Origin of the sequence: Lachnospira multipara ATCC 19207 (genome assembly GCF_000424105.1) — a bacterium.
In the GTDB taxonomy this organism is placed as follows: domain Bacteria; phylum Bacillota; class Clostridia; order Lachnospirales; family Lachnospiraceae; genus Lachnospira; species Lachnospira multipara.
This window is the reverse complement of the sequence record NZ_AUJG01000005.1, coordinates 46,774-66,221: the sequence shown is the minus strand read 5'-3', so window position 1 is coordinate 66,221 and position 19,448 is coordinate 46,774. Positions and strand designations below refer to the sequence as shown.

Here is a 19,448-nt window from a genome sequence, read left to right as displayed (position 1 = left end):
AGAAGGGAAAACTAGTGCCGACGGCCTTAGAAGGCTCCAAAAAATCATCTCTGCTTCACCCCTGCTACCGCCACACAACACCCCCGGCGATGAGGAACTCCCGTCGGAGGTGGGAGCCAATCCGGGAATGAGGAATAGCCGGGAGGAGATAAACATACGGCAAAGCGCTACGCTGTTGCCTACCGGGAATGAGGAATAGCCGGGAGGAGATAAACATACGGCAAAGCGCTACGCTGTTGCCTACCGGATAAATAAAAAAGAGTAATTATATAGGAGGAAATATGGTTAAGATTATTGATGGTGGTGTTACTGCAGCTAATGGCTTTGCTGCTGCTAGCACTCATGCTGGGATAAAGAAGAATTCTACTAAAGATGATATGGCTTTCATCTTTTCAAAAGTTGGCTGTGTTACAGCTGGTACATTTACCTTAAACAAGGTTTTTGCAGCGCCTGTTAAATGGGATAAGGCAAGAGTTTATAGTGAGGATTTAGCTAGAGCTGTAGTTATTAATTCTGGTGTTGCTAATGCTTGTACTGGTAAAGAGGGCGACGATGCTTGTCTTATGGAGGCTGAGGCTATTAGTGAGGCACTTTCAGTGCCTGTTAATTCTTGTTTAGTGGCTTCTACAGGTGTTATTGGTGCACAGCTTCCTATGACAGAGATTTGCAATGGTATTAAGGCTATGGCCCCTAGTTTAGAGGAGACTAGAGAGGCTGCTAACAAAGCTGCTGTTGCTATTATGACTACTGATACTAAGCCTAAGGAAGTGGCAGTTGAAGTGGAACTTTCTGGAAAGAAAGTTACTATTGGTGGTATGTGTAAGGGTGCTGGTATGATTCATCCAAACATGGCTACAATGCTTTGCTTTATTACTACTGATGCTGCAATTGATAAGAAGTTACTTCAGGAAGCTACATCAGCTATTGTAGATGATTCCTTTAACATGATTTCTGTTGATGGGGATACATCTACTAACGATACAGTTTTAGTTTTGGCTAATGGCTTGGCTAATAATGAGAAAATTGTATCTAAAAATGAGGATTACAAGAATTTCTATGAAGGCTTATCCTATGTTTTAACTGAGCTTTCAAAGAAAATCGCAGGAGATGGCGAGGGTGCTACTTGTCTTTTTGAATGTCAGCTTAAAAATGCAAAGACAAAGCAGGATGCGAAGATTTTAGCAAAGTCTGTTATTACTTCTAATTTAACTAAGGCAGCAATCTTTGGACATGATGCTAACTGGGGTAGAATCCTTTGTGCTCTTGGTTATTCAGGGGCTGAGTTTGATCCTGAGAAGGTGGACATTTTCTTTGAAAGTGCTGCAGGTAAGCTACAGATTGTAAAGGATGGGGTTGCTACAGATTATAGTGAGGATGAGGCAACTAAGATTCTTTCACAAAATCCAGTTGTTGCAATTTGTGATGTTAAAGATGGGGAATATGACGCAACTGCATGGGGCTGTGATTTAACTTTTGACTATGTAAAGATTAACGCAGATTATAGAAGTTAATTTAGTCTTTGTAAGTTAACGAAGACCGTTAGCTAGCTAAGTTAGAGGAAAACTTAAAGACCTAGTTACATTGTAAAGCGGACATTCGGAATCCGCTTCGCTATTTCCTCATGAACGCAGTGGCACTTTGTGCCACCTGTCAGAAGGGGCTTTAACCCCTTCTGACACTAGTAAGCTTTATACCCCCGCTTAAAGCTTACGCTTTTGAAGCGGGGGATTGCTTACACTGCGTTCAAAAGAATCAAATATGGGAAAAGGAAGGAAAAGAAAATGACTACAATAGACATGAAGGAAGAGTTATATAAGGCTCAGATTTTAGTTGAGGCTTTGCCTTATATTCAGAAGTTTAATCGTAAAATCATTGTTGTAAAATATGGCGGTTCAGCAATGGTAGATGAGGATTTAAAAAGAAAGGTAATTCAAGATGTTGCACTACTTAAGCTTGTAGGTTTTAAGCCTATTATCGTGCATGGTGGTGGTAAGGAAATTAGCTCATGGGTTAAGAAATCAGGCATGGAGCCAAAGTTTATTAACGGCCTTAGAGTTACAGATGAGCCAACTATGGAAATCGCAGAAATGGTTCTAAATAAGGTAAATAAAAGCCTGGTATCCTTACTTGAAGAGCTTGGTATTAAGGCTTGTGGTATTAGTGGTAAAGATGGTGGTATGTTAAGAGTTGACAAGAAGTTATCCGGCGGTGAAGATATTGGTTTCGTTGGTGACATTAAAAGCGTTGATACAACTCTTATTCACTCACTTTTGAAGGATGATTTCCTACCAGTAATTTGCCCAATCGGTTTTGGTGATGATCACCATGCTTATAATATCAATGCTGATGATGCAGCATGCGCTATTGCTAGAGCAGTAGGGGCTGAAAAGTTAGCTTTCTTAACAGATATTGAAGGGGTTTATAGAGATTTTAATGATAAGGATTCCCTTATTTCTGAGCTTTCAACAACAGAAGCTAAGGATTTACTTGCTTCTGGCACAATTGGTGGTGGCATGCTTCCTAAGCTTAATAACTGTATTGATGCTGTGGAAAATGGCGTATCAAGAGTCCATATCTTAGATGGCCGTATTCCACACTGCTTACTTCTTGAAATCTTTACTAATAAAGGTATTGGTACAGCCATTCTTTCAGAAGAGGCAGAGAAATTCTATAATGCAGACATTGTTTGCTAAATAAAGGAGATTTTTATGGAGACTAAAGAACTTTTAAAGCTTGGAGATGAGAAGCTTTTTCATACATACAATCGTTATCAGATTTGCCTTGAAAAGGGCGATGGAGTTTATCTCTACGATAGAGAAGGTAAGAAGTATTTAGACTTTGGTGCAGGTATTGCTGTATTTGCCCTAGGCTACAATAATAAAAAATATAACGATGCTATTAAAACTCAGGTGGATAATTTAATTCATACTTCGAATTATTTTTATAACGAGCCTGCCATTAAGGCAGCTAAAGTAATTACTGAGGCTTCAGGCATGGATAGAGTTTTCTTTACAAACTCAGGAACTGAGGCAATCGAGGGAGCTATAAAGCTTGCTAAGAAGTATTACTATCTTAAGCACAATAATAGTACAGATGGTGAAATTATTGCTATGGAACATTCTTTCCACGGTAGAAGTATGGGAGCCCTTGCTGTTACTGGTAATAAGCACTATCAGGAGGCCTTTGGCCCTATGATTCCTGGCATTAAGTTTGCTAAGTTTAATGATATCGAAAGCGTTAAGGCCTTAGTAAATGATAAGACTGCCGCAATTCTTTTTGAAACAGTTCAGGGTGAGGGCGGTGTTTATCCTGCTAAGGAGAGCTTTATTAAGGAAGTTCGCAAGCTTTGTGATGAGAAGGGTATTTTACTTATCCTTGATGAAATCCAGTGTGGTATGGGTAGAACAGGTACTATGTTTGCTTATCAGCAATATGGTGTTTGCCCAGATATTCTTACTTCTGCTAAGGCTCTTGGCTGCGGTATTCCAGTGGGTGCCTTCCTTGCTAAGGAAGAAGTGGCTAATGCCCTAGTTCCAGGAGATCACGGAACTACTTATGGTGGTAACCCTCTTGCAACTGCAGCAACTAACGTGGTGCTAGACATTTTCAAAGAGGATAATGTCTTAGAAAATGTAAAAACAGTGGGAGCTTATCTTGAAAAACGCCTAGAGGAATTAGTAGGTGAGTTTGACTGCGTAGTAGAGAGACGTGGAATGGGCTTAATGCAGGGCTTACAGCTATCAATCAATCCTAAGGATGTAATCTCAAAGGCTCTTGATAATGGACTTATTCTTTTCTCAGCTGGAACTAACGTAATCAGATTTGTTCCACCACTTGTGATTACTAAGGAAAATGTTGACGAAATGATTGAAAAATTAAAAAAGTGTTTTTAGTTAGAACTTATTAAGGGCGAAATAGTAAGAAATCTTAACAACCTTGTAAAAATAGCTAAGAATAGAGTATAATACCTAAGGTGCAAAAATTTGTGCCTTAGGTTTTTGATTTTGTGAACTGCGGAAAAGTTTCCGTTTTATAGATACTAGAATTTACAACTTAAATATGGAGGGATTTATGAAAATTTTAAAGAGATTTGCAGCGCTTGCCCTAAGTGTTGTGACTATATTTTCAACAGTAGGATGCTCAGATTCACAGACAGGCCTTGCGGCTAAGAGCTTAGAGCTTGAAAAGGAAGTAACAGTAAAGGTTTGGTATAACGACGATGCTTATACTAAGTACTTAGACTATGTGGCTAAGCAGTTTAATGTTACTAATGAATTGGTTACTATTGAGCCTGAGTTGATTTCAGAATCTAACTATATCCAGTACATTTACGACCAGTCAATTAGAAATGACAATGCTTGTGATGTTTATCTTTGTTCTTCAGATAGCGTGGAAGAGGCTTATTTACTAGGTCTTATGCTTGAGAACAACGAATATGACAAGATTTATACTGAGGACATTTATGGAAAGGCAGGTCTTGAGGCTTCTTCTTATAATAATGTTTTATATGGTTATCCAGTGACTTATGAAACTTCAGCCCTTGTTTATAATAAGATTTATGCAGATGCAGTTACTAGCTTTGATGAGATTCCAGCTTCTGACCTATCAGGCCTTAAGACAACAGATAATTTAGCTATGACATTTGCTTATGACGCTTCAAGATTATTGACAAATTATCCATTTGCAAGTAAGTATATTAGTTTTGAAGGCGATAGCATGGACACAGCTAATATCTATATTAATAACGAAGAGGCTCTAAAGAAGGCCTTAACAGAGTATCAGGGACTAAAGGCAGAGTACGGTCTTTCAACTGATGAAGATAAGTTAAATGAGTATCAGTCTTTATTTACAGAAGGTAGAGTGGCTTACTCAATTATGACAGCTTCTCAGATTGAGAATCTAGATACATCAGTTAAGTACGGAGTTTGTGCAATTCCAAGTTTAGGCGACGGCCTTGAAAGTCAGGCTTTATCTACAACAACAATGGCTGTTGTAAATCCTTATTCTAAGGAATACGATGTAGCCCGTGCAGTTGCTAAGGCAATTTCTTATGATTATGCGTCAAATGTAACACTCCTTTCAAACCTTGCTTGTGCAAGAGGAGATGTTTCAAAGGATTCTGTTATTAAGAGCTTACACAAGATTTATTCAGAATCTATAGTCAAGCCTAAGTATGCAGGCATTGATGAGATTTATGCTCAATATGAAATAATGCTTCACAAGATTTGGAACGGTGAAAGCGTAGATACTGCCTATGATACATTTGCAAAGGTAGTAGAGAAATATACTAAGTAGGTGATTTTATGTTTACAATTACAGGTTATGTTAAGTTAAAAAAGGGAGAGGGAAGAACTATTAAGTCAGGTGGCGCCTGGGTTTATGATAATGAAATCGATGAGATTTCTGAAGGCGTAGTTGACGGAAAGTTAGTTGAAGTCCATGACTTTGACGACTTCTTTATGGGAATTGGTTTTATTAACAGAAAGTCTAAGATTACAGTAAGAATGTTATCTAGATTTGAGAGAAATGTTGATGAGGCCTTCATTGAGAAAAGAGTTAATGCAGCTATTGATTACAGAACAAAGACAGTAGATATGTCTAGCTGCAGACTTATTTTTGGAGAAGCAGATTTCCTTCCAGGTATTGTTATTGATAAGTTTAGTGATGTTTTAGTTGTAGAGTCACTAGCACTTGGTATTGATAACTTGAAGCCTGTAATTATTGAAAAGGTAAAAGAGGCTTTGAAAAAATTAGACATGCCAATTCGTGGTGTCTATGAAAGAAGTGACGCTAAGGTTAGGGAATTAGAGGGCATGAAGCGTACAAAGGGCTTTATTGGTGAAGAGTTTGACACTAAAGTCTTAATTGAAGAAAATGGCGTTAAGTATTACGTGGATGTTAAGGATGGTCAAAAGACGGGCTTCTTCCTTGATCAGAAATACAATAGACTTGCTATGCAGAAGTTCTGTAAGGATGCAAGAGTCCTAGATTGCTTTACTCATACAGGTTCCTTTGCACTTAATGCAGGTATTGCAGGAGCTAAGGAAGTAATTGGTGTTGATGCTTCAGAGCTTGGTTGTAATCAGGCAAGAGAAAATGCTAAGCTAAACGGCCTTGAAAACACTGTAACTTTTAAGTGCGCAGATGTATTTGAATTATTACCAGAATTAGTAGAAGAGGGTGAGAGCTTTGATGTAGTAATCCTTGATCCACCTGCCTTTACAAAGTCTAGAAGCACAATTAAGAAGGCCATTAAGGGTTATAGAGAAATCAATATGAAGGGCCTTAAGTTAGTTAAGGATGGCGGCTATTTTGCCACATGTTCTTGCTCACACTTCATGGACCCAGATACATTTACAAAGACAATCCACGAAGCTGCTAGATCAGTACACAAGAGACTTCGTCAGATAGAATACAGAACTCAGTCACCAGACCATCCAATTCTTTGGTCAGCTGATGAGAGTTTATATCTTAAGTTCTATATCTTCCAGGTTGTAGAAGAATTATAGTCTTAAGGTCATTTTAATAGTTTTTATAGTAAACAATTTGTGGTAAAATCATATATAGTATATTCATAATTATTCGAAAAGGAGTAGATTATGAAGATGAGAAAGTATATGATTTTATCACTTTTTTTATTGCTTAGTTTTTCTTTATGGGGCTGTTCTTCAAGCGCATCAGAAGAGGAGACAGAATCTGAAACTGAGTCAACACAAGAAGAGACAACTACTAAGGCAAGTCCCATTGAGGTTTTGCAATTTGTTGGTGAATATAGAGATTTCGGGGATTATTCCTGTATGTATATGGAACCGGATGGTGATTATCTAAAGATTAAGATTATATTTTCAAATGAAGATAAGTCCTACTTTAATCTTTGGGAGATGACCGCCACTGTGGATGCTTCCGCCACACACATTAGTTATGCAAATGCAAAAAAGACCAATTATAACCAGCAAGATGACGGAACTTATAAAAAGACCGTGATTTATACTAATGGTAGCGGCAGCTTTACTAACGAGGTGGTAGATGATGTAAGGGTTTGCACCTGGCATGGCAACATGGATGCGGATAAGTCCTACAATGTAAAATATGTCTATGCCTTTACAAGTGCTTCTTCCAAGTTGCAGGAATTTTTAACTATAATTTCTGCTAATGATGAAAATGCTAGCACTGAAAGTGGGGAGACCACAAGTGAATAAGGATAAAAAAGGCGTGGTAATTAAGCTTAAACTTAGTTACCGCGCCTTGACTTTTAAATTAGATTCTTTGATTTTTATAGGCTTTTAAATTCTCTAAAATCTCCTCTGGAATAAATAACTTACCCATACCAACCCCTAAGTCAATATGTGGCTTATTACTCCCGTGATAATCAGAACCACCAGATAGCATTAAATCATACTTAGCTGCAATTTCTTTGATTTGTCTTTCATCTGCAGGCTTATAAGTTGAATAAAGTGCTTCTATGCCATCAAGACCGGCCTCCTTAAGCTCTAAAACCAACTTATTTAAAGCAACATCTCCTAGATGATAAAGAATAGGATGGGCAAGAATTGCAATGCCACCAGCTCCGTGAATATATTTAATAGCTTCTTTAGGGTCCACCTTTTGTCTTGAGACATAGGCAGGCTTTCCAGGATTTAGATATCTATCAAAAGCTTCGTTTCTATCTCCTACATGTCCGTTTTTTACAAGATAGTCTGCAAAATGTGCTCTTGTAATAACAGCATCAGGATAGAGCTCTAACATAGTTTCGTATGTAAGTGGAATACCGATATCGGTAAAATTTTTACAAACTTGAATATTTCTATTTACTCTAGAGTTTCTTTGAATCGCTAGAAAGTCTAAAAACTCTTTATTGTGCTGGTCAACAAATAAACCAACAATATGCACCTCGCACTTATCCCAGTGAGTGCTAACTTCAACTCCTGGAATTAACTCAATAGGATGAGATTCATTTGTTAAAGAATCAATAGATTCATGCTCCTTTGATTCGTTTAATTTCTTGCAGGCTAAAAGTGCTTCATCAATACCATCTAGGGTGTCGTGATCTGTTAGGGCAATGGCTGCAAGATTTTTCTCTATAGCAATTTCAAGAAGTTCCTTTGGACTTTTAGTACCATCAGAAAAAGTTGAATGTGTATGTAAATCTACTGCTCTCATATTTACTACCTCCGATTATCTTTAACCTATTCTATCATAAAACAGCCTTAAAAATTCAGACTTAATAAGATTTTTACTTTATTGCATTAATTAGGTTCAAGTGCTATATTAGACCATGGTGCAAAATTTTTAGAAAAGTAAAATTTGACCTTAGGAGGCAATTATGAAGATAGTAGTATTAGCAGGTGGTACAAGTACAGAAAGAGATATTTCATTGGTAACAAGCCACTATGTATGTGAAAGTTTAAGAAGAAATGGACATGAGGCTAACGTCCTTGATGTTTTTTATGGTATAGATGATGCAGAAGCGATTAGATTCTTTTTAGAGAAGAACGATTTAGCTAAGCTAGAAGAAGAGTTAAAGGCTAAGACAGCAGGTGTTGAGGCTGAACTTGAAAGAAGAAAGGAAACTAGAGAAGGTTTCTTTGGCCCTAATGTATTAAAGCTTTGTAAGGAAGCAGACGTAGTATTTATGGGACTTCACGGTGCTAATGGTGAAGATGGTAAGATTCAGGGTACTTTTGAATTACTTGATATTAAGTATACAGGTACAGATTCCCTTAGTAGCGCAATTTCTATGGATAAGGACTTAACTAAGAAGGTATTAGTTCCAAATGGCATCCCAATGCCTAAGGGAATTGTTCTTCATAAGGGTGAAGAATTTGCTAATCCTTTCTATCCATGTGTTGTTAAGCCAGCTAACGGTGGTTCATCAGTAGGTGTATCTATCGTTAATTCTGAAGCTGAATTATCTAAGGCTCTTGATTATGCCTTTGAATCAGATGATACAGTTTTAGTTGAGGAATATGTAAAGGGTAGAGAGTTCTCTGCAGGTGTATTAAATGGCGAGCCTCTTCCTGTAATCGAAATTGTTCCTTTAAAGGGCTGGTATGATTATGAGAATAAGTATGCAGATGGCGCAACTAAGCATGTTTGCCCAGCAGAGCTTTCAGATGAGATTACAAAGCAGATGCAGCACTGGGCTGTTGAGTGCTTAAAGGTAGCTGGAGTTACTATTTATGGTAGAGTTGATATGTTACTTGATGAGAATAATAACATTTTCTGCCTTGAAATTAATACACTTCCAGGTATGACACCTACAAGCTTACTTCCACATGAGGCAAGCGAGGCTGGAATTAGCTTTGATGAGTTAACTCAGAAGGTGGTTGAGCTTTCAATTAATAGATAATTAAACTTTAATGGCTTTTAATAAGCTTAATAAGGAGAAGTAGTATGAAGGGCATGACAGTTAAGGAGATGGCTAAGGCTGTAAATGGTGTAGTTTACGCCCCTGAGTCATTTGAAGATAGAGAAGTTAGCTCTATTACAATAGATAGTAGAAAAGTTGAAGAAGATGGACTTTTTATCGCCATTAAGGGCGAGAGAAGTGATGGTCATGATTATATTGATTCTTGTTTTGATAAGGGCGCCCTTTGCGTAATTTCAGAAAAGGAATTAAATAATCCAAAGGGGGCATATATTAAGGTGGAATCTAGCCTTCAGGCCCTAAAGGATCTTGCCACACTTTATAGAGGCAATCTAACTAATCTTAAGGTAGTTGGAATCACAGGTTCAGTTGGTAAGACAAGTACAAAGGAGACAATCTATTCTGTACTTTCAACTAAGTATAATACTCTAAAAACTCTTGGTAATTTCAATAATGAGATTGGTTTACCACTTACAGTTTTTAGAATTGAAGATGATACAGAAATCGCTGTTCTTGAAATGGGAATTAGCGACTTTAATGAAATGACTAGACTTGCTAAGATTGCAAGACCAGACATTGCAGTAATTACTAACATTGGCTATTGCCACCTTGAGAATCTCGGGGACAGAGACGGTGTTTTAAAGGCTAAGACAGAAGTATTTGATTACGTTAAGGAAGGCGGAAAGGCTATTCTTAATGGTGATGATGATAAGTTAGCTACAGTAAAGGAAGTTAAGGGCAGTAAGCCAATTTTCTTTGGTGAATCTAAGACTAATGACATATACGCCGATGAGATTGAAAGTCTAGGTCTTGATGGCACTAGATTTAAGATGCACAATTTAAAGACAGCCGATGGCGTTGGCGAAATTGTTGTAACTTGCCCAGTTCCAGGAAGTCATATGGTGCTTAACTGCCTTGCAGCAGCGGCTGTTGCCTGCGAGTTTAACTTAAGCTCAACAGAAATTATTGAAGGTATCTCTAATTTAAAGACTATTGCTGGTAGAAACAACATCATTAAGACAGGAAAGCTTACAGTTATTGATGACTGTTATAATGCAAATCCAGTTTCTATGAAGGCTTCCATCGATGTACTAGCTATGGCTAATACAAGAAAGGTTGCACTTCTTGGTGATATGTTTGAGCTTGGCACTGAGGAGAAGGAACTTCACAGAGGCGTTGGCGAATATATTAAGGATAAGGACATTGATCTTGTTCTTACAATAGGTGATTTGGCTAAGAATATCTATGAAGGCTTAGAAGGCGATAAGGAAGCTCATCACTTTAATACAAAGGATGAATTTAGAGGCCAGATGACTAACTTAATTAATGAAAATGATAGCATCTTAGTTAAGGCATCTCATGGTATGCATTTTGAAGAGCTAGTGGAAGAGTTAAAGAATTTCTAAGTCTTTGATTTCTAGCGGTAAATTAATAATAAAATCATAGATTAGAATAAAGATAATGATTGAGAATCCTAGGAAAGTAAAATTCTTAGGATTCTTTTTTAAATTTATAACTGTTCGTTTGTAAATAGTTATAAAGTATAGTAAAATATATTTAGATTTGGTATGGAGGTAATTTAATAATGTCAAGAAAACTAGTTATAGGTGGCTTTTATAAGCATTTTAAAAATAAATTATACAAAGTAGATAATATAGTTTACCATTCAGAAACAAAGGAGGCCCTAGTTTTATATCAGGCTTTATATGGGGATTTTAAGCAGTATGTAAGACCTCTTGATATGTTTATGAGTGAAGTAGACCATGTGAAATACCCAGAGGTTAAGCAAAAGTACAGATTTAGCCAGGTTTCACTAGATGAATTTGGAAATGTAAGCCCAATAGATGAGGCAGAAACTGCGTTTTCAAAGGCAGAAGAAGTTTTTGCAACAGCAGGTCAGATAGAAGCTACAAGCCCAGAGACAGATTCTAGTTCAAAGGAAGATAGAATCGCTAGTTTAGTAGAAAAATTCCTTGATTCAAAGGAATATGAAGATAAATTAGATGCTCTATTATTGCTAAATAATAATATCAATGATGATTTGATAGATTTATTTGCAGAATCCCTTGATATTGTAGTAGAGAAGGGTAACTTAGCAGATAGAGTAAGGTCACTAAAGGCTGTCTTACAAGCTCATACTAAGTATGAGGGAGGAAGACTTAGACGATAAAATTAAAGAACCGGAGGACATGAATGGAGATTACAGAAAAGAACTTTTCCTTTGTTACACAGGATATTAAAGAGTTAGCCAACAAAGCACGTTCAAATAACAAGATTAGCGAACCCTTATATGAGAAATACCAGGTAAAAAGAGGATTGCGTGATTTAAATGGTAAAGGTGTTTTAACCGGACTTACAGAAATTAGTGAGATTGTTTCTAGCTATACTGATGAAAGCGGAAAGTCTCATCCTTGCGATGGAAAGCTATATTATAGGGGCATAGATGTTGAAAATTTTATAGCAGGATTTACACAGGAGAAAAGATTTGGTTTTGAGGAAGCGACATATTTGCTTATGTTTGGAGAACTTCCATCAAAGCCACAGCTAGACAGATTTAAAGAGATGTTAGGGGAGTACAGACAGATTCCACCTAACTTCGTAAGAGATATTATTATGAAGAAGCCAAGTAAGGACATTATGAATGCTTTAGCTAGAAGTGTGCTTATGCTTTATTCTTATGATAATAAGGCGGATGACATTTCCCTTCCTAACGTAGTTAGACAGTGCATGCAGTTGATTTCAGAATTTCCTTTACTTGCAGTTTATAGCTACATTGCCTATAGACAGTCAACGTTTGGCGGTAGCCTTATAATTCATGAGCCAAGACCGGACCTTTCTACTGCTGAAAATATATTGTGGCTCCTTAGAGCGGACAGCAAATACACTAAGCTAGAGGCCCAGTTACTAGATGTGTCTTTGGTTTTGCATGCAGAACATGGCGGTGGTAATAATTCTACCTTCACAACTCATGTAGTAACTTCTTCAGGCACAGATACTTATTCGGCAGTAGTTTCTTCCCTTGGCTCTTTAAAGGGACCAAAGCATGGTGGCGCCAATATTAAGGTGGTTAAGATGTTTGAGGACATTAAAGAACATGTAGAGGATTGGAATGATGAAGAGGAAATAGCAGAGTATCTTGATCTCATTTTACATAAAAAAGCTTTTGATAAAACTGGACTTATTTATGGAATGGGTCATGCGGTTTACTCTCTATCAGATCCAAGAGCTAGAGCTTTTAAGGGTTATGTAGAGAAACTTTCAAAGCAAAAAGGTATGGAAGAAGAGTATCATTTAATGACAAATGTAGAAAGAATTGCCGCAGAACTTATAGCTAAGGAAAGAAAAATCTATAAGGGTGTTTCTGCAAATGTGGATTTCTACTCAGGTTTTGCTTATAGAATGTTGGGGCTTCCTATGGAGCTTTATACTCCAATTTTTGCCATTGCTAGAATTTCAGGTTGGTCAGCCCATAGAATTGAAGAGTTAATCAACTGTGGTAAGATTATTAGACCGGCTTACATGAATGTGCAGGAGAGAAGAGACTATATACCACTAGAAGATAGATAACACTTGAACGCAGTGTAAGCAATCCCCCGCTTCAAAAGCGTAAGCTTTAAGCGGGGTATAAAGCTTACTAGTGTCAGAAGGGGTTAAAGCCCCTTCTGACAGGTGGCACAAAGTGCCACTGCGTTCATGAGGAAGTAGCGAAGCGGATTCCGAATGTCCGCTTTACAAATATTTAATGTTGTAGTAATCTTTGTTTAAGGGATTTAACAATTTAACATCTAGCGAGAATGAGGTGGATTTATGAAAATTGTTGTTTTAACTGGGGGTGTAAGCAGCGAACGTAACATGTCTTTATATTCGGCATATAACATTTGCTCAAGCTTACGTAGATTAGGTCATGAAGCTAATATTTTGGACTTGTTCTTTGGTATTGATAGCGAAAGAGTGGATGGATTTTTTAAGGAGGACAATAACCTTGAAAAGGAGATTAAGCTTTTAAAGAACAGGACCTCAGAAGTTAATGACGAAGTAATAAGACGACAAGAAGGTAAACTTGGTATTTTTGGTGAAAATGTAATCGATATATGTAGAAAAGCCGACTTAGTCTTTATGTCTGTAAACGGTAAGGTTGGTGAAGATGGACATATTCAGGCAGTCTTTGACTTATTAGATGTAAAATATACAGGTTCAAGTCAGATGAGTTGCCTACTATCTCTTGATAAATATCTTACAAAAAAGGTATTAGTACCAGAAGGTATTCTAATGCCAAAGGGCTTTATGTTAAAGAAGGGCCACAAGGCAGAATATGTTCCTTATCCATGTGTTGTAAAACCATGTAGTACAGGTTCAAGTATTGGCGTTTCTTTGGTAAATAACGACGAAGAGTTAACAAGAGCGATTCAAGATGCATTTTCCTTCGACAATAGGATTATCGTTGAAGAGTACATAGAGGGTAGAGAGTTCTCTGTAGGTATTCTTGATGGCAAGGCACTTCCTGTTATGGAGATTCGACCAAAGGATGGCTTTAATAATTATAAGAGCAAGTGGGATCCAGACATGGAAAGCGAGAAGATTTGTCCAGCTAATCTTGATAAGGATACAGCTAGGAAAATGCAACGCTTAGTGGAAAAGGCTTGCGACATCCTTGATATGGATATCTATGCAAAGGCTGACTTGATTATGAGTGATGAGGGAGAAATTTACTTACTTGAAATCAATAGTCTTCCAAATATGTTAGATACAAGCGTATATCCAAATATGACGGCAGCAGATGACATTTATTATGATCAGTTAATTGATATAATTATTAAAAAAGCTAGATATTATATAGGTCATAATAATGGACAAAACTAGCTAAATTAGGTATATTAGTATTCTATTGAATATTAATTTGGAGGAAATAATATGAAGACTTTTAAGAAAATGACAACTGTTATTTTTGCTTCAGTTTTACTTTTCACATTAGTTGCATGTGGTGGAAGCAAGTCAGTTGTTGGTACATGGACATCGGTTGAGGATGATATTGCTTATACTTTTGTTTTTGAAAAGGATGGAACAGGTTCTCTTGATTTAAGTGGCGTTTCAGTACCATTTGAATATAAGGTTGAAGATGATACAATTACACTTACTATGACTCTTCTTGGTACAACAGAAGAAGATGAGTATACTTATGAATTGTCAGATAAGACATTAAAGTTAACAGATGATGCTAACGTTACTATTGAGTTAACTAAGCAGTAAAATTAACTTGTGTTGGGCAATTTAGTTTGATTTTATAAGAGAACAATTGATATTTAAGGAGCTGATAAAGTTTTACTTTGTTAGCTCCTTTTGCTATTTTGCACTAATACAAATCTTTTTTAAAAAGAAAAATGGTAAATTTCCCTAAGTGAACTATTTTGTATAAATACCCCCATTTTAGAGGGTGTTACTTTTTATGTGCAATATGTATAATAATACCTACCGAGAATTTAAATTCTTGGTAAATATATCTAGCTGGTTGATTTATTGGTGAACAAGGTATTTCGCGGGGTGGCTTTACACATATTTTGCACCAATTATCACCACTAGATTAAAAAATGCTAAGGGACGGAGCATTTTTTAGTATAAATTAGGGAGGTATTTATGATTAAGAACTTTAAGAAGTATAAGGCTATGAGAATTGCCGCATCAGTTATGTCTGCTCTCATGGTCACAAGTCTAGTTCCAACATATCTTTACGTTGGAAATCAGTCAAGTATCGTTGCTTACGCTGCAACTGCAAGTAGCGAAAGCTCTTTAGTTACATGGTCTGCTGCTGATCTTCTTGCTACAGTTGGCGCTGATGCAGACTCAAATCTTAGATTAGTAGGTTCGTGGAGTACATTAACTGAAGATGCTTCAGATGAAGGTTATTTCCCAGATGGATTAGCAAAGGCTAATTCAACTGCAAAAGCTACAGAAAATGGTAGTGGAGCAGGCACAATTCCTTCATCAGGTGCGTATTTAGAATATACTGCAACTACTAATGGTGTTTTCACAATGGATGCAAAGGTAAGTAAAAATAAGACACTTTACGTTGTTGATAGTGATGGAAATATTATTGTATCAAAAACAGCAGGAGCAGATGCATCTTTATATGACACAATCACATTTGAAGTTACAGGTGGTAAGACATATTACGCTTATGTAGCTGGATCAAAGGCTCAGATCTGGCAGGCTACATTTAAGGCTAGTGAAGTTACAGTAGATGCAGAAAGTCTTCTTAATACTACTACTTCTGCTACTGCAACTCAGGGCTTTATTTTAAGAGGCGATGGTTGGTCAAAGAATGATGCAACTGATTCAGGTACATTTACAGATGGTTTAGCAATTGCCGGTGCAAATGCTAAGGCAGGTTCTGTAAAGGCTAGTCCATCAAATGGTGCAGTTCCAACAGCTGGCTGCTATTTAGAATACACAGCAACTACTAATGGTTCAGTTTCAGTTGATGCAAAGATTAATAAGAATAAGACACTTTATGTTGTTGCTTCAGATGGTACGGTAGTTTATACAAAGGCTGCAGGTGCTGATTCATTATATGAAACAGTTACATTTGATGTAAAAGCAGGTTTAACATATTATGCTTATGTAGCTGGTTCTACAGCTCAGTTCTGGCAGGCAAAGTTTAGCCCAATTAGTGAAGCAAAACAGACTCCTTGGGATGAGGTAGAGGCTCCAAAGGTAACTTCAATTGAAGAATCAGGAATGAATCTTGTAGTTAACTTTGAAGGAAATGTTGATTCTATAACAGGTGCTGATGACTTACAGGTAACTTTATACTACGAGAAAGATGGCACATATTATGAAGTAAATACAGTAACAATAAAGAATAATACAACTAAGTCAGCTACATTTACTCCACTTTGGAGTGGTAACTACAAGGCTGTAGTAGCAGCTGAAAGAGCTGGTGAGGCAGTTAAGTATTCTGATGAAGCTTTTAAGACAGGTTATGTATTAGCTGTTAAGGAACCAGTTATTGAATCTATCATTACTAATGATGATGGAACAGTTTATCTTGATTGGTTAAATCTTGAAGATGCAGATAAGTATGATGTATATGCTAAGAGTTCAGGCTCAGAAAATTACGAATTACTTACATCTACAGAAGATGCTAATGCAACAGTAACACTTGCAGAAGGCACATACGACTTTAAGATTAACGCAACAAGAAATTCTGATGGCTATGTTGCAACAACAACTAAGACAGGCGTTGAAATCAATAAAGAAGATGATAGAGTTTGGAATATTGCAACAGTTGGTTCTGCTCAGGAAACAAATGCAGTAATTACAACAGAAGCAGGAACAGAATCTATTAACATTTCATCTAAGGATTCAGCTACAGAAAAGGTTGGCTTAGTTGAGGATGTTACAAATGTAGCTAATACATCAGGTTCAATTGAAATCGCTGGTGCTTCAAATGGTAAGATTTCAGATGGTGAGGAAGGCTTCCAGTACTACTACACAACAGTAAATCCTAACACTGAAAACTTTAAGTTATCAGCTACATTTACTATTACAGACACATCACTTACACCTGATAACCAGACAGGTTTTGGTATCATTGCTTGTGATATGTTAGGTTATAATTTCTGGGGAACACCAGATTATGTTCATAAGTATTTTAACTCTGTATCAACACAGATGTTCTCAGCTAAGGCTGGTTTCATCGGACAGAGAATTATTACAGGTTACTCATCAGTTGATACAACAGATTATACAGGTGTAACTCGTACAACAAATCAGCAGAAAGCTAATGGTCAGACAGCTAACTTTACTACAGGCGCTTCATATGAATTTACACTTGAAAAGACTAATGATGCTTGGGTATCAACAGTTAATGGAGTAGAAGTTTCTAGCTCAGATCTTTCTTGCCTTACAGTACAGGAAGATGGCTCAATTACAATTGGTGTATTTGTAGCTAGAAAGGTATCTGTTAATATTTCTGATATTAAGTTTGAAACATCTGATTCAACAGGTGTTGGTGAATCTTCAGACTCTAGTGTTAGCACAGCAAGCGGTAGAGTTTACTCAACAAATATTTCATCTGTTAAGGATTATGAATTCATTTATTCTCCAACAGCTTCAGGAAATATTGTTGTTTACAATGTTGATGGTTCAGTAGCTTACGAAGGACATTTAGATGCTAATGAAGTATTAAGAACAACAGTTGAACTTACATCTGCAACTAATACAATTAAGTATGATTTTACACCGGATGGACCAGAGGTTCAGGAACTTACATCTTATCAGACATTACAGGGTTCAATCACTGTATCTTATAAGACAGTAGGAAATGTTAACGAGATTTTATATGTATCAGCAGACGGTAGTACAACAGCAGCTGGTACTAAGGAAGATCCAATGGATTTACAGACAGCTGTAAATTATGCACAGCCTGGTCAGTACATTTTAATGCTTAATGGTACTTACAAGGGTAATTCATTAAAGATTTCAAGATCTATGTCAGGTACAGCTGATAAGCACATTAAGTTAGTAGCAGAAACAGCTGGAGAGGTAATCTTTGATGGCATGGGTATCAGCTTAACAGGTAGCTACTGGGATATTTACGGAATTCATGTTTATTATCCAAATGCAGTAGGTATCCAGGTTGGTGGTAACTATAACACAATTGAAATGTGTACAGTAGAAGGCTCTGCAAATACTGGTATTCAGATTAGTAGAGTAGATGGTGCAGAAAGAGAAGCTGGTTTAAGCGGATTATTATGGCCATCATATAACGTAATTAAGAACTGTGAATCATTTGATAACTGCGATAGCGGTAGAAATGATGCTGATGGTTTTGCTGCAAAGCTTACATCAGGTGTTGGAAATGTATTCTATGGCTGTATTGGTCATAACAATATCGATGATGGTTGGGATTTATTTGCTAAGACAATTTCTGGTGAAATTGGCGAAGTACAGATCATCAACTGTGTAGCTTATAACAATGGTTGGTTAACAACAGATGATATTACAGCAGCTGGATATGAATTCGGTGAAGGTAATGGATTCAAGCTTGGTGGTTCATACATGAAGGGTGGCCACGTATTAAAGAACTCAGTAACATTTGGTAATATTGGTAAGGGTATTACTTCTAACAGCTGCCCAGACTGTAAGATTTATAACTGTACATCTTATGGTAATGCAGTAGGTGATGAAGGCGTTTATAATGTAGGTCTTAACACTAAGGATAGCTTAGTTAAGGAGTGGATTGTTTCAGGTCTTATTTCTGTAACATCTACTGAGAACTCAACAACAGCTGATTTAGTACCTTACTCACTCTTAACAGAGAATAACTACCTCTACAATGGTAATGAATCAAGAAATAATCAGGGCGTTGTAGTTACTGATGATTGGTTTGAAAATGTAGACCTTACAAATCTTCCTACAAGAAACGAAGATGGAACAATCAACATGCATGGCTTACTTGTTCTTACAAGTGCAGCTCCATCAAATTCAGGTGCAAGACTTGATGTAACATCAGATGCAGCTAAGTCATTACAGCCAACATTTGAAGCAACATCAGTTGTTTATGAAATGTTAGATGGTGCAGATCAGACACTTGAAAGAGGTCAGGACTTAGTTCTTAGAAGCTCTGCAGATCTTGATAAATTTGATATGCTTATGATTGATGGCGTAATTGTTGATGAAGAAAATTACACACTTGCATCAGGTTCTACAATTGTAACTGTAAAGTCTGCATACCTTGATACATTAATTGATGGTAGACACAGCGTTGAAATTGTTTCAACAGATGGAAATGCAACTACAAGCTTTACATTACTTGCAGCAAAAGCTGAGGATACAGAGCTTGTAAATGATAAAAATGAAGCTACAGAAGTTGCAGCAGATTCAGCAGTAGTTTCAAAAACAGATGTTGCAGTAGTTTCAAATGATGCAGCTACATCTGAGACAGCTACAACAGATAAGAAGACAGCTGATACAAATCCAGTGCTTCCATTAGCAATTATGTTAACATTAAGCATGGGTGCAGTTGTTTTAGTAAAAAAGAGAAGAATTGAGGAGTAATTTGCTAACAAGAGTATAACTTATA

At 36.9% G+C, this 19,448-nt stretch carries 14 protein-coding genes; 13 read left to right on the top strand and 1 reads right to left on the bottom strand.

What is annotated here, in order from left to right; genetic code table 11:
* Positions 1 to 281 precede the first annotated feature (281 nt).
* The 6 genes from argJ to G600_RS0106200 all read left to right on the top strand — a co-directional run bounded on the left by argJ (position 282) and on the right by G600_RS0106200 (position 7,199).
* Positions 282 to 1,511 carry a bifunctional glutamate N-acetyltransferase/amino-acid acetyltransferase ArgJ gene (gene argJ / locus G600_RS0106225; protein WP_034245774.1) on the top strand — a complete coding sequence of 410 codons (1,230 nt, stop codon included), beginning with the start codon at positions 282 to 284 and terminating at the stop codon, positions 1,509 to 1,511.
* 270 nt (positions 1,512 to 1,781) lie between these two features.
* Complete coding sequence (argB, locus tag G600_RS0106220) at positions 1,782 to 2,693, top strand: acetylglutamate kinase (RefSeq protein ID WP_027431171.1); 912 nt, start codon at positions 1,782 to 1,784, stop codon at positions 2,691 to 2,693.
* A gap of 15 nt (positions 2,694 to 2,708) precedes the next feature.
* The gene (locus G600_RS0106215; RefSeq protein WP_027431170.1) at positions 2,709 to 3,893 is read left to right on the top strand and encodes an aspartate aminotransferase family protein; all 1,185 of its coding nucleotides are present in this window, start codon (positions 2,709 to 2,711) and stop codon (positions 3,891 to 3,893) included.
* 178 nt (positions 3,894 to 4,071) lie between these two features.
* Positions 4,072 to 5,295 (top strand): sugar ABC transporter substrate-binding protein, encoded by a 1,224-nt coding sequence (locus G600_RS0106210; RefSeq protein ID WP_027431169.1) that lies wholly within the window; start codon positions 4,072 to 4,074, stop codon positions 5,293 to 5,295.
* An 8-nt stretch (positions 5,296 to 5,303) separates the two neighbouring features.
* Positions 5,304 to 6,509, top strand: coding sequence for a class I SAM-dependent rRNA methyltransferase (locus G600_RS0106205; protein WP_027431168.1), 1,206 nt, complete (start codon positions 5,304 to 5,306; stop codon positions 6,507 to 6,509).
* Positions 6,510 to 6,599: 90 nt separating this feature from the next.
* Positions 6,600 to 7,199: a hypothetical protein gene (locus G600_RS0106200; RefSeq protein WP_027431167.1), complete on the top strand. Its 600-nt coding sequence runs from the start codon at positions 6,600 to 6,602 to the stop codon at positions 7,197 to 7,199.
* Between the two features lie 58 nt (positions 7,200 to 7,257).
* Here the strand turns inward: G600_RS0106200 and G600_RS0106195 are convergent, their stop codons facing one another.
* Positions 7,258 to 8,160 (bottom strand): PHP domain-containing protein, encoded by a 903-nt coding sequence (locus G600_RS0106195; protein WP_027431166.1) that lies wholly within the window; start codon positions 8,158 to 8,160, stop codon positions 7,258 to 7,260.
* A gap of 163 nt (positions 8,161 to 8,323) precedes the next feature.
* On the opposite strand from G600_RS0106195, the gene G600_RS0106190 reads away from it, so the two are divergent.
* From G600_RS0106190 to G600_RS0106160, 7 genes are all read left to right on the top strand, one after another.
* Positions 8,324 to 9,349, top strand: a complete 1,026-nt coding sequence (locus G600_RS0106190) for a D-alanine--D-alanine ligase (protein ID WP_027431165.1) — start codon at positions 8,324 to 8,326, stop codon at positions 9,347 to 9,349.
* Positions 9,350 to 9,393: 44 nt separating this feature from the next.
* Positions 9,394 to 10,773 carry a UDP-N-acetylmuramoyl-tripeptide--D-alanyl-D-alanine ligase gene (locus tag G600_RS0106185; protein ID WP_027431164.1) on the top strand — a complete coding sequence of 460 codons (1,380 nt, stop codon included), beginning with the start codon at positions 9,394 to 9,396 and terminating at the stop codon, positions 10,771 to 10,773.
* Between the two features lie 179 nt (positions 10,774 to 10,952).
* Complete coding sequence (locus G600_RS0106180) at positions 10,953 to 11,537, top strand: DUF1653 domain-containing protein (RefSeq protein WP_027431163.1); 585 nt, start codon at positions 10,953 to 10,955, stop codon at positions 11,535 to 11,537.
* Between the two features lie 23 nt (positions 11,538 to 11,560).
* Complete coding sequence (locus G600_RS0106175; RefSeq protein WP_034245770.1) at positions 11,561 to 12,934, top strand: citrate/2-methylcitrate synthase; 1,374 nt, start codon at positions 11,561 to 11,563, stop codon at positions 12,932 to 12,934.
* A gap of 240 nt (positions 12,935 to 13,174) precedes the next feature.
* Positions 13,175 to 14,227 carry a D-alanine--D-alanine ligase family protein gene (locus G600_RS0106170; protein WP_027431161.1) on the top strand — a complete coding sequence of 351 codons (1,053 nt, stop codon included), beginning with the start codon at positions 13,175 to 13,177 and terminating at the stop codon, positions 14,225 to 14,227.
* A gap of 51 nt (positions 14,228 to 14,278) precedes the next feature.
* Positions 14,279 to 14,614, top strand: coding sequence for a DUF5640 domain-containing protein (locus G600_RS13930; RefSeq protein ID WP_034245767.1), 336 nt, complete (start codon positions 14,279 to 14,281; stop codon positions 14,612 to 14,614).
* Positions 14,615 to 14,998: 384 nt separating this feature from the next.
* Positions 14,999 to 19,423 (top strand): polysaccharide lyase domain-containing protein, encoded by a 4,425-nt coding sequence (locus tag G600_RS0106160; RefSeq protein WP_027431160.1) that lies wholly within the window; start codon positions 14,999 to 15,001, stop codon positions 19,421 to 19,423.
* Positions 19,424 to 19,448: the final 25 nt, after the last annotated feature.